This is a genomic window from Sorangiineae bacterium MSr11954 (assembly GCA_037157815.1).
Taxonomy (GTDB): Bacteria; Myxococcota_A; Polyangia; order Polyangiales; family Polyangiaceae; genus Pendulispora; species Pendulispora albinea.
This window is the reverse complement of record CP089984.1, coordinates 3,717,764-3,729,580: the sequence shown is the minus strand read 5'-3', so window position 1 is coordinate 3,729,580 and position 11,817 is coordinate 3,717,764. Positions and strand designations below refer to the sequence as shown.

Sequence of the window (11,817 nt, the reverse complement as noted above, 5' to 3'; positions counted from 1 at the left end):
CCGGGGCGCCCATTCGGTGGAATATCCGCGCTACCCGCGCGTCAACTGCGTAATCTGAATCAAATTCCCACAGGTGTCGTTCAAGATGGCGATTTTGGACGCGGTCACGTCGGTGGGCGGCATGGTGAACTCGGCGCCGCGCGCCTTCATGCGCTCGTAGTCGGCTTGCAGATCACTGGAGTAGAAATTGGCCGCGGGCTGGTTCTGTTGGAACAGCGCCTGTTGGTAGGCTTTTCCCGCCGGGTTGTCGTTCCGCGCCAGTTGCAGCTCGGTGCCCTCCGGCTCCTCGGCCGAAGCCACGGTGAGCCAGCGGAAGGGGCCGTTGCTGAAGTCTGCTTTCTTCACGAAGCCCAGTACTTCGGTATAGAAGCGCAGAGCCTTGTCCTGATCGTCGACGTATACGTTGGTCAGCTTGATCTTCATGTTTCTCTCCTACTTTCAATAACGAACCAAAACGTCTTTTTTCGCGGGCGCGCTATGCCACGCGGTTTGCCAGGTGTTGCCCGGTGAGCGAGGCGCGGTGTTTCACCAGCTTGGCGGGTACGCCTTCGAAGACGATTTTTCCGCCTTCGTTCCCCGCGCCCGGTCCCATGTCCAGGACCCAGTCCGCGCGCGCCACGATATCGAGGTTGTGCTCGATCACGATCACCGTCGAGCCATTGTCCACCATGCGATCGAGCAATTGGATGAGGGCCGCCACGTCGGCCATGTGAAGCCCGGTGGTCGGCTCGTCGAGGACCACGATGTCCGAAGGCTTGCCCAGCTCTTCGGCGAGCTTCAGCCGCTGCCGCTCGCCGCCGGAGAGCGTATTCAAGCGCTGCCCCAGCGCGAGATAACCGAGCCCCACGTCCTGCAGGGTGCGCAGGATGGCCAGCACCGGCTTCTCGACGAAGTACCCGAGCGCCTCTTTCACCGAGAGGCCGAGCACGTCGTTGATGTTCTTTCCCCGCAAGGTCAGCGCCAGGACCTCGCCCGTGAAGCAGCGGCCATCGCACGCTTCGCAGCGCGTGGCGACGGGATCCATATGCTGCAAATCGGTGTAGATGACGCCGAGCCCCTCGCACGCCGGACAGGCGCCTTCGGAGTTCGAGCTGAACAGCGCAGGTTTTACCTTGTTCGCCGTCGCAAAGGCCTTGCGGATCGCGTCGGCCATGCCCGAATAGGTCGCGAGGTTGCTCCGTCGCGAGCCCGGGGTGAGCGACTGGTCGACCACCACCGCCTCGGGGTGGCGCGGGATCAGGCACCCGTGGATCAGGGAGCTCTTTCCGCTACCGGCGACCCCCGTCACCACCGTGAGCACGCCCTTGGGGATCTTCACCGTGACATGGCGCAGGTTGTTCAAGGTCGCTTTTTCGACCACGAGATGCCCCTTCGCCTCGCGGTATTCGGTCTTGAGGGCCGCGCGCTGCGCGAGGTGTTTTCCCGTCTTGGTGCCCGACTTCTTCAGCGCCGCGAATGTCCCCTCGAAGACGATGGCCCCGCCCTCCTTCCCGGCGCCCGGGCCCATGTCGACGATGTGATCGGCGATGGCCATCACCTCCGGCTTGTGCTCCACCACCAGGACGGTGTTGCCTTTGTCGCGCAGCATGCGGAGCACGTCGCTCAGGCGCTCGATGTCGTGGGGGTGGAGGCCGATGGTCGGCTCGTCGAAGACGTAGGTCATCTCGGTGAGCGCGGCGCCGAGGTGGCGGACCATCTTCACGCGCTGCGATTCGCCGCCGGACAGGGTGGCCGTCTCACGGCTCAAGGTCAGGTACCCGAGGCCGATGGCGACGAGGTGCTCGAGCCGCTCCACGATGCGCGCCTGGAGCGGCGCCACGGACGGCACGACCAGGTTCTTCATCCACCCGAGCACCTCGCGGATCGACATCGCCGATACGTCCGCGATGCTGTGCTTATCGATCTTGCATGCGCGCGCCGGCTCGGCGAGCCGCGTGCCCCCGCAGGCATCGCACGGGCCGCGCGTGACGATCCGGGCGAAATGCTCCCGCAGGCTCGAGGTCATCCGCTCGGCGTCTCGGCCCAGGTAGACCCGCTTGAATTTGACGAGGAGCCCCTCGTAAGGGCTCTTCATGTTGCCGACCGATTTCACCTTCACCTTGGGATCGTCGAAGTACAAAAACTTCTCCCACTCGGCTTTGGTGTAATGGCGCAGCTTCTTCTTGACATCGAAGAAGCCGGAGTTGGCGAAGATCGACCAGTTGTATCCGTCTTTGACGAAGGTGGGGAAGAGGATCGCGCCCTCGGCCAGCGATTTGTTCTTGTCCACCAGCGCGTCGAGATCAATCTTCGAGACGCGCGCGAGCCCCTCGCACTCGGGGCACATGCCGCGCGGATCGTTGAACGAGAGCGCGAGGGCGTGCGGCACCTTGGGCGCCCCGATGCGCGCGAAGAGCACGCGAAACATGGTGTACACGTCGGTGGCGGTGCCCAAGGTGGACCGCGGAGTGCCGCCCAGCCGCTGCTGATCGACGAGGATGGCCGTCGAGAGGTTGTGCAGCGCGTCCGCGTCCGGCTGGCCGTAATGCGGAAGAAAGGTCTGAACGAAGGTGGAGAATGTCTCGTTGATGAGCCGCTGCGACTCGGCGGCGATGGTGTCGAAGACCAGGGAGCTCTTTCCGCTGCCGGAGACGCCCGTGAACACCGTCATCTTGCGGCGGGGGATATCCAGCGAGACGTTCTTGAGGTTGTTCTCGCGCGCGCCGCGAACTTCGATGTTGCCGAATGGAGAGCGCATGGGCCCTTCGAGGCCCGGCGGGATCATGGGCAGCGCGCTCAAGACGGTGCGCCTTTCCACCTCGGGGCCACCACCCCGAGCTGCTCCGCGTATTCGGCGGTGAGGCGCTGCCAATCGAACTTCGTCGCCTCGCCGCCGACGATGCGGCCGAGCGGCTCGCCGGCGAGGAGTCGATCGAGCACGTCGAAGCAGATGTGCCAGCCCGCGGCGCCCCACGAAATAAAGCCGCGTTCGATGTTGTGCCAGAGCGTGAGGCGCGTACCGTTGCCCAGCGGCTCCAGCTCCCAGCGGACGTCTTGGGCCCCCCAGCTGAACTCGAGCACCTTGTGCGGGTCCGCCCGCTTCACGCGGCTCTCGGAGACCTGCGGCTTCGGCGATCCCGCGGCCGTGAGCTTTGCGGTGCCCACTGTGCCGAGGCTCCGGTCGGAGTCGAACGGAGCCCACTCGCGGAGGTGTTCGGGCTCCGTGAGCGCCTCCCAAACCCTCGCCGGGGGGTGGCGGAGATCGCGGACGAGGACCAAGGTCCATTTCTCGCCGTCCTTTTCGATCTTGGCCCCGGTCGCCCCGCCGGGCGCGTACTGCTCACGCTTGCTCATCGCTTCTTTCCTTTCCGGGATGCCAGCTCCATCTTATCGAGGTGGCGCTCCAGCGCATCGACATGGACCGTCCAGAAACGCCGGAACGGCTCCAGCCAGGCGTCGACCTCCATCAGCGGCTCGGGCCGCAATCGATAGACGCGCCGCTGCGCTTCGACCCGCGCCTCCACGAAGCCGGCCTCGCGCAGCACGCGGAGGTGCTTGGACACGGATGTCTGGGGCATGCCCAGGCTCTGCTCGATCTCGCCGACGGATCGCTCGGACGACGCCAACAGACGGAGGATGGTCCGGCGGTTTGGCTCCGCGAGGATCGCGAACGAAGATTCCATGCGAAGTATATACGCTCGAGGTCATATGAACGTCAAGGCACATTCAACGCGATGCGCATGGCGCAGCGCGCTCGGCACACCGGTCGGTGCGATGAGCCGGCGAGCAAGCGCATCGGTCCATGCGCGAGCAGCTCGTCGCCTCGTCGCCTCGTCACCTCGAGATGAATCCAGAGCTCGATTCGAAGGAGATGGACCTCTCGCCCCATGTCCTTCGATCGTTCGAAACGTGCGCTTGAAACTGCACTGCGCAAAAGCGGCGGCTAGGCCTTTGGCTTCGACTTGCCGGCCGCGCGTGCGGGCTTCGCCTTCCCGGCATTGTGGGCGACGGCGGCCTTCACGAGCGCTTTGAATGCGCGCGCATCGACCTTTTCCCCTTCACGGATATCGATGGCCCTTCGCACGTTCCCTTCCAAGCTGGAATTGAAGAGGTTCGCGGGATCGGGGAGCATGGCCCCCTGCGTGAACGTGAGCTTCACGACCTGCTTGTACGTCTCGCCGGTGCAGATAATCCCACGGCGCGACCATACGGGGGTGCCCATCCACTTCCACTCTTCGACCACCTCGGGGTCGACTTCCAGGATGAGCGCCCGCATGCGGGCAAGGGTCTCCCCGCGCCAGCCATCGAGATCGCGGATCCGCTGGTCGATGAGGGAGGAGGCCGATTCCGTCTTCGCATTCGCGCCCGCCTTCGCCTCCGTCACTGCCTTCGCGTTCACGCCCGCCTTCTTCGCGACCGGCTTCGCTTTCGTAACCACCTTCGCATTTGCGCCCGGCTTCACGTTTGCGCCCGACTTCGCGTTCGCGCCCGCCTTCTTCGCGACCGGCTTCGCTTTCGTAACCGCCTTCGCGTTCACGCCCGACTTCGCGTTCGCGCCCGCCTTCTTCGCGACCGGCTTCGCTTTCGTAACCACCTTCGCGTTCACGCCCGCCTTCGCGTTCACGCCCGCCTTCTTCGCGACCGGCTTCGCTTTCGTAACCACCTTCGCGTTCGCGCCCGGCTTCACGTTTGCGCCCGCCTTCTTCGCGACCGGCTTCGCCTTCGTAACCACCTTCGCGTTCACGCCCGGCTTCGCGTTCACGCCCGGCTTCACGTTTGCGCCCAACTTCGCGTTCGCGGCCGCCTTCTTCGCGACCGGCTTCGCGGCCGCTGGCGCCTTGACCTTGGGAACGGCGGTTGCGGTCTTCTTCGTTTTGGCCGTGGATGTACGCGTTACGCTTGGACGCGTGGTTCCCTTGGCCTTCGGCTTCGCCTTGGCTGCCATGAGCACTGGACCTCCTGCATATGTCACATCGCCGACCGTGGCGAATCCGTCAAGTCATGTGTCGCGGTTTCGAGTCAAAGCGTCGCGAGCAGCTCACGCGCTCTTCGAACGTCGACGGTCTGACTCCCCTCCGTGAAGTGCGCGACGATGGGGGCCAGCAGCTCACGCGCCGCGGCCGGTCGGGATTGATTCATCAAAAGACGCGCGTACCCATATGCGAGCCGGAGCTCCAGGCCCCGCGCGCGTTGCCGGCGCGCGACCGTGAGGCCGCGCTCGAAGCACTCTTGCGAAAGGGAGGGGTCGGCGCCCAATGCCATCGAAACTTCGCCGCGCAGTCGAAACATTTCGGCTTCGAACTGGCGCTCGCCGGTGGCCTCGATGAAGGCCGCCATTTCATCGAGCGTGCGCAGCGCGTCGTCGAACGCGGCGATTTGCCATTGCGCCCACGCGAGCACGGCGAGGACCTGCGGAAATCCCAATCGGATGCTCAAGGTGCGGTAGTCGGCCACGCTCCGCTCGATATCCTCGATGCCCGACCGATCGCCCGTGCCGATGCGCGCCCACCCCCGCCCGAGGGTCGACACCAAACGAAGACCATATTTGTCCGACGTGACGATCGCTTCGTCGGCCACCCCCCGCAGCTCGTCGTAAGCTCCACGATAACCGCAGCAGTTTGCCAGGAACTCCAACGAGAGCCCCAGGCTGAACGGATGCCCGACCTCGCGCGCGAGCGACACCACCTCCCGTGACCGTTCGAGCGCTCGATCGGGATACCCCAGAAACCAAAGGACCTCCCCCAGAAGCAGCCCCAGAGTGACACCTGGATCGAAGCCGATCCGCATGGCCAGCTTTCCATGCTTGCGCACGTCATAGAGGGCGAACCCCGCCTCCAAGCATCGGCGGGCCTCGACGAAGTCCCCGAGGAACGAGAGGCATGGCCCCAGCGCGGCCCGCGCGAGGATCCACATTTCTTCGTCGCCGGCTTCGTCCGCGAGCGCGATCAAATCCCGCGCGACCTCGGCCGCGGCTTCGAGATCGCCCGCGCCCAGATAAAATTGATTGAGCCCGAAAAGCGATTGAAACGACGCGATGTCCCGGCCTCGCGCGAGGGGCGCGAGCTCCCTCACCCGCGCATAGGGTGCTTGCACGTCCGGAGAGATGGGCCCATTGGCCGCCATGAGCGCCATACCGCGCGCGAGCTGCAACGAGAGCTCGTGCCCATCGCGCGCCTCGCCCTCGGCCAGCATGCGCAGCTGCGCGATCGCGAGCGCATAGTGCGCGGCCGCGTCGGTGTTGGCCAGACGATCGGAGGCGCGCTCTCCGGCTCGTTCGAAGTAGATGGCGGCTTGCTCGTGACGGCCGGCCTCCATGAAATGCATGGCCGCGAGCTCCGGGTGCCGTTCGATGCTCTCGGGGAAGTGCTCGACCAGCATTTCGGCCGCGCGCCGGTGGACCTCCCGGCGCTCGTTTTTGACCAGCGATCGATACGCGGCGTCCCGAACCAACGCGTGCTTGAACGCGTACGCCGACGAGGTGCCGTGCGCTTGCCTGCGGAGGATGCCCGTCTCCACCAGCTGCATGAGACCGATTCGCAAGGACGCCTCCGCCAGCCCCGAGATCATTCGAATCATGTCGTAGGTGGCATCGCGGTCGAGCACGGCCGCCACGCGCGCGACGTCCTGGCCCTCCCGGGAGAGCGCCCCCAGACGCGCGCGCAAGAGATCCTCGAGGGTGGCCGGGATGCTCCCGGACGCGAACGCATCGAGCGGGATCGGGAGCCCTCGCTGCTCGGCCTCGTGGAAGGCGTCCGCGACGCTCCGCGTGAGCTCCTCGACGAACAGCGGTACGCCATCGGTCCGCTGCACGAGCTGCTCGACGATCGGTGAAGGCAGGCTCCGTCCCTGGCTTGCGAACGCGATCATGGCGCCGACCTCCTCGGACGACAGCCTCGCGAGCGCCATGCGGTGCAGGTGCGAAGAGCGCGGCCACGACGGATCGAACTCGGGCCGGGCGGTGACGAGCACCATCGCCCGGGTGGCGACCATGCGATCCAACAGCACCTCGAGCAGATCGAGGGTCGACGTATCGCTCCAGTGCGCGTCCTCCACGAGCAGCACCAGGGGCCTTTGAAGGGCCATGTGCTCGAGGAGGGTCGCCAGGATGCTCTGCATCCGCCTTCGGAGCAGATCCGGGCTGATGAACAAAGGAGCGTCCCGATCGCCCGTCGGGATCCCCAAGAACCGCGCGAGGAGCGGGAGATGCTCCGGCAAGGAGAGCGACGCCGCCGCGAGCGCCGCCTCCAAAAGGCCCAATTTCTCATGGGCGGGAGCGTCGCGGCGCAGCCCCAGCTTGCGAAGGATCCCGTCGAAGATGGGCTCGAGCGCGCTGTTCTGAAAATGCGGCCAGCACTGGCATCGCACGATGGACTGCGAATCGACCGCGGCCCGTTCGAGGTGCTGCGCCACCAGCCGCGATTTGCCGATCCCGGCCTCGCCGGCGATCCATACGAACTGACCCTTGCCCGCCTTCACCCGCTCCGAGAGCTCGCGGAGCACCTCGAGCTCGCGCTCGCGGCCCACCAGCGGGATCCGGTGGCCGTCCGCGATCCCATCGAAGCGCGTGTTCGTGGGCCGGAGGACGCGGTAGCAGCGCCCGGTCTCTCTGGTTTCCTCGCAGCGTTCGAGCTCGAAGTTGCTCCGCACCAGGGCCTCGGTGGTGTGCCCGATGAGGATCTCATTTCGCCCCGCGCGCCCCTCGAGCCCTTGCGCCACGTGGAGCGCCTCCGCTTGAAACGCCACCGACGCGGACGCGTGGCCCGTGCGCCTCGCGATCGAGAGGCTGGTCGCCACCCCGATGCGCGCGCCGCCGCGCCCCTGCATGGCGTCGACGATGAGCGTCGCCGCACGGAGCGCGCGCGGGGCGTTGTCTTCGTGGGTGGTCGGATATCCGAAGCAGGCGACGAAGCGCGGCCCGAGCAGCAACAAGATGGTCCCTTCGAGCTCTCGAACCACCGTGGAGCAAACCTCGAAGAAGTCGTGGAGCAACGCCGTCGCCTCCTCGAGCCCCCGCTCGTCCATGAGCTCGGGCGCGTCGCCCGGGGCGCACGACAAGACGGTCACCTGGCGCATTTCGGGTTTTGGGGCCGCGCGTAGGTTCGTGTCGTCGGTCCGCGCGCGCATGACCTGCGTGAGGGCGACCTGCAGTTTGACGAGCGCATCGAGCAGCTCGTCGGCGGTGCCAAAGCGATCGGCGGCGCGCTTCATCATGGAACGCTGCGCGATCCAATCCGCCTCCTCCGGCATCTCCGGGCGGATCGCGCGCAGCGAGGGCGCGGGCTGGGGCGAAATGACGTCATCGCGGATCTCCGTGATGGTGCTGCCGTCGAACGGCGCGGAGCCGGTCAAGAGCTCGAAGAACATGACGCCGACCGCCCAGATATCGCTGCGACCGTCCTGCGGCTCGCCCTTCCACTGCTCGGGGGACATGTAGCGCGGCGTCCCCCAGAGCCCCTGGTTCATGGCCCCCGGCTCGTGGGTAAAGATGGCCACGCCGAAATCGAGGATCTTGGCCGTGCCGTCCTTTGCAATGAACACGTTGCTCGGCTTGAGATCGCGGTGGGTGATGCCCGCCCGGTGCGCTTGCGAGAGTCCTTTGGCCACGTCGGCCATGATCCGAACCACGCGCCGGGCATCCACCGCGCCCTCGCGCACGACCTCGTCGAGCGGCCGCCCTTCGAGGTATTCCATGACGAGAAAAGGGATCCCTCGGTCGATCCCCATATCGAAGAGGCGAACGATATTTTCATGATTCAACCGGGCGCACGCCCGCGCCTCGAGCTGCAGGCGCTCCAGCCCCTCGGGGGTGCTGCGCGCTTCGTTGACGAGAAACTTGATGGCGACCCTGCGATCGAGCACCGTATCGCGCGCGAGGAATACGATCGACATTCCGCCGCCACCCAAGCGCTCGAGGAGCAAGAACCGCGTTCCATCGGCCCCGCCCAAGCGCCATCCCAATGCCGGCTGAGTTTTGGGGGGAGCGACCGACACAAGCGTGCGATTGTCGACCGAGACCCGCACGCTGTCCGTGATGGTGTACGGGGATCCGCCCCGGCCCTCGTCGGGACTCGGCCTTTGCGCAGAGCTCCAATGCGCCTCCGGAGGCTCGGCTTCATCCTTCGATTTCATTGGGCAAGTCTTGCACGAATCACGTCGCGGCGATCGATTCGCTCGGCCAAAGCGATAAGACGTCCCACCCCTCGAAAATGAGCCCTTTCGGGATGTCGAACAATCATCTCCCTGCGCGTGACCCTCCATGCCCGAGCTCACGTCGAGGCGCGCGCCCGTCTCTGTCTCTACGCGTTCGACATCGAGAGCTTTTTCGATGAGCCACCATGGTCATTCGAAGGGATGGCCCAACTTCGAATTCGGTCTCATTCACGAATCGATTCACGTACTCAATACGCATCTTGCGTTCAATATCCATTTTTGCGTTCGATATCTATTTTGCGCTCGATATCTATTTTGCGTTCGCGCTCGAATTGAAATGGAATGTCGCATATGACATTCGCTCGTTCTCGGACATGGTCGGGTGTGCTCGTCGTGCCGGATATTCGTGGCCTCGTTGCGTGCGGTCATGTTGCGGCGCGCGGCATGTGCTAACCCATGGTGGATGAGCGCTTCGGCAGCGGCATGGACAGGCAGGGCAGCACGGCGTCCCCGAACCTTGCGCCCCGCCTGGCTTCGCCGCCTCGGCATGGTGGCGGCGGCCATGGGGTTTGGGCTGCTCCTCTTCGGCCGCTGGAACGCGGAGCGACTGGCCCGCGGTGGTCGCGAGCCCGCGCTCGAGCACCTGGTGATGGATCTCGCGGGCGTCTATGGCGCCTTGGTGCTGCTCCCGGCGGTGGCGTGGATGGCGCGACGGGCGCCTCTTTCGCGCGGGGCCGGCGCGCGCTGGCCGCTTCATCTTCCCCTTCACGCGGCGGCGCTCGTCGCCTTCTCCGCGGCGCATACGACCTTGGTCGGGCTCACGCGTACGTGGCTGCTTCCGCTCCTCGGGCTCACGGCGGACCAGGCGGACCAGGCGGACCAGGCGGACCCAAAATGGGCGCTGCTCCGCTATGGGCTGGAGCTGCCGAACGATGGCATCCTCGAGCTCACCGTGCGGCGCGCGCCAAAAGGCATTTGCATCGAGCTCTGCGACGATGGGCCGGGGCTCGCGCCGGGCGCACCTTCCAACGCGGGGTTCGGCCTCGCCGGCGCGGCGAGCTCCCCGCGGGCCCGCAGGCGACCCCCATGACCTACGAATCCGCCCGCGGTCGCCAGTTCGTGGCGATCGCCGCGGGCGGACATCGCAGCTTGGGCACCACCCTCGGTAATGCGGTGGTGGCGTTTGCATTGCCCGATTGAATGTCTTCCGTCGGGCGGGACCCCAGATCGCGATCGCTCAGCGCGATGATGCGGAAAGAATCTGGAGATCGACGAGGATGGTTCGCAGCTCCTCGACCCGCTCCCGCTCGAGCGGCCGCAGGGGCGCGCGGAGCGGTCCGACGCGCGTGCCCATCAGCTCGAGCGCCGCCGAAATGGTGCGCGGGAGCCCGTGGGCCACGATGAACTGCAGAAAAGGCAGCTGCCGGTAAAAGGACCGCCGGGCGCCCTCCAAGTCACCACGGACCACCGCCTCGTACAGCTCGACGTTCAGGCGGGGAATGACGTGCGGCGCGGCGGTGCACCAGCCGCGTGCGCCGGCCACCAGGGCGGCGAGGGCGAGCGGGTTGCTTCCGTTGTAGAATGCAACATCCTCGCCGCAGAGCTGCACCAGGCGATGCATGCGATTCACGTCGCCGGTGCTCTCTTTGACCATGGTGACATTCGGGATGCGCAGCAGCCGGGCGATGGTGCCGGGGGCGAGATCGAGCCCTCCGGTGGCGGGGTTGTTGTAGAGCGCAATGGGAATGGATATCGCTTTTGCGACCGCGTCGAAGTGCGCTTCGATTTCGCTGTCGGTGAGCTTCCAATAGCTCATTGGGAGGATCATCACCGCGCTGGCGCCGATTTTCTCCGCGTGCCGCGCGTGGTGCACGGTGCGCTCGGTGGTCAGGCTCGAGACGCCGACCAAGGTCGGCACACGCCCGGCGACCCGCTTCACCACCGTCTCGGCCACCGCCTCGCGCTCGGGATCGGAGAGATAGGGGAGCACGCCGGTGCTGCCGAGGGGGGCGAGCGCATGAACCCCGGCCGCGAGCATGCGATCGACCAGGGTCTCGAGGAGGCGCTCGTCGACCCTCCCGGCGTCCGTGAACGGAGTGATGGGGTAGGCGACGATGCCCCGCAGCGGCGCGCTCACGGTGCACCGCCTTCGATCTCGTGGTCCTCGTCGAAGAGTCGGTCGCCGCGATCGGGGACCTCCTCGCGCAGCGCCACGCCGCCCATGTTCTGCAGCATCGGCGCGTTCTCGCACGCGAGGTAGCGCGCGCGGCCCTCTCCGGTGTTGACGTGATTGTGCCAAGCCCACACCGGCACATAGATGGCGTCGCCTTGCTTCCACGCGACCCGCTTGCCGCCGACATAGGAGTAACCCTCGCCTTCGAGGATGTAGATCACCGTCTCGTACGTGTGGCGGTGCCGGTTCGAAGATTGGCCCGCGTCGAGCCATCCGATGGTCATGCTGATGGCGTGCGACGGCAGGTCGACGAAGAAGACGGGGTGCTTTCGGGCCCTCGAGTAGTCGCCGTGCGCGCCGGCCGTCTCCACGGCTGGATGGGCGAGCTTCTCGGGCATCACCACCCGTGGCCGGGGTGGGGTCTTGTCGAAATCCGCAGAATGGAAGGTGTCGGGCATGATGGCTCCTCGGCCGCCGATGGGGCGGCACCCGCTGCCGCGGCGATGCCGCGCTTG

At 66.1% G+C, this 11,817-nt stretch carries 9 protein-coding genes; 1 reads left to right on the top strand and 8 read right to left on the bottom strand.

Annotated features, from left to right (window positions below):
- Positions 1 to 30 precede the first annotated feature (30 nt).
- The 6 genes from LZC94_14820 to LZC94_14795 form a co-directional block, all read right to left on the bottom strand.
- A complete protein-coding gene (locus tag LZC94_14820) occupies positions 31 to 423 on the bottom strand; it encodes a VOC family protein (GenBank protein WXB18500.1) in 393 nt (130 codons plus the stop codon).
- A gap of 52 nt (positions 424 to 475) precedes the next feature.
- The gene (locus LZC94_14815; protein ID WXB20194.1) at positions 476 to 2,737 is read right to left on the bottom strand and encodes an excinuclease ABC subunit UvrA; all 2,262 of its coding nucleotides are present in this window, start codon (positions 2,735 to 2,737) and stop codon (positions 476 to 478) included.
- Between the two features lie 38 nt (positions 2,738 to 2,775).
- Positions 2,776 to 3,333, bottom strand: coding sequence for an SRPBCC family protein (locus tag LZC94_14810; GenBank protein WXB18499.1), 558 nt, complete (start codon positions 3,331 to 3,333; stop codon positions 2,776 to 2,778).
- Complete coding sequence (locus LZC94_14805) at positions 3,330 to 3,662, bottom strand: metalloregulator ArsR/SmtB family transcription factor (GenBank protein WXB18498.1); 333 nt, start codon at positions 3,660 to 3,662, stop codon at positions 3,330 to 3,332. Before LZC94_14805 ends, LZC94_14810 begins: the two co-directional genes overlap by 4 nt.
- Positions 3,663 to 3,922: 260 nt before the next feature.
- Positions 3,923 to 4,363, bottom strand: a complete 441-nt coding sequence (locus LZC94_14800; protein WXB20193.1) for a DUF1801 domain-containing protein — start codon at positions 4,361 to 4,363, stop codon at positions 3,923 to 3,925.
- A gap of 635 nt (positions 4,364 to 4,998) precedes the next feature.
- Complete coding sequence (locus tag LZC94_14795; protein WXB18497.1) at positions 4,999 to 9,108, bottom strand: protein kinase; 4,110 nt, start codon at positions 9,106 to 9,108, stop codon at positions 4,999 to 5,001.
- A gap of 484 nt (positions 9,109 to 9,592) precedes the next feature.
- Here LZC94_14795 and LZC94_14790 point away from each other — a divergent pair, with 484 nt between their 5' ends.
- Positions 9,593 to 10,219 (top strand): hypothetical protein, encoded by a 627-nt coding sequence (locus tag LZC94_14790; GenBank protein WXB18496.1) that lies wholly within the window; start codon positions 9,593 to 9,595, stop codon positions 10,217 to 10,219.
- A gap of 147 nt (positions 10,220 to 10,366) precedes the next feature.
- Here LZC94_14790 and LZC94_14785 read toward each other — a convergent pair whose 3' ends face one another.
- Positions 10,367 to 11,266: a dihydrodipicolinate synthase family protein gene (locus LZC94_14785; GenBank protein WXB18495.1), complete on the bottom strand. Its 900-nt coding sequence runs from the start codon at positions 11,264 to 11,266 to the stop codon at positions 10,367 to 10,369.
- Positions 11,263 to 11,760 carry a cupin domain-containing protein gene (locus tag LZC94_14780; GenBank protein WXB18494.1) on the bottom strand — a complete coding sequence of 166 codons (498 nt, stop codon included), beginning with the start codon at positions 11,758 to 11,760 and terminating at the stop codon, positions 11,263 to 11,265. The genes LZC94_14785 and LZC94_14780 overlap by 4 nt, the downstream gene beginning before the upstream one ends.
- Positions 11,761 to 11,817: the final 57 nt, after the last annotated feature.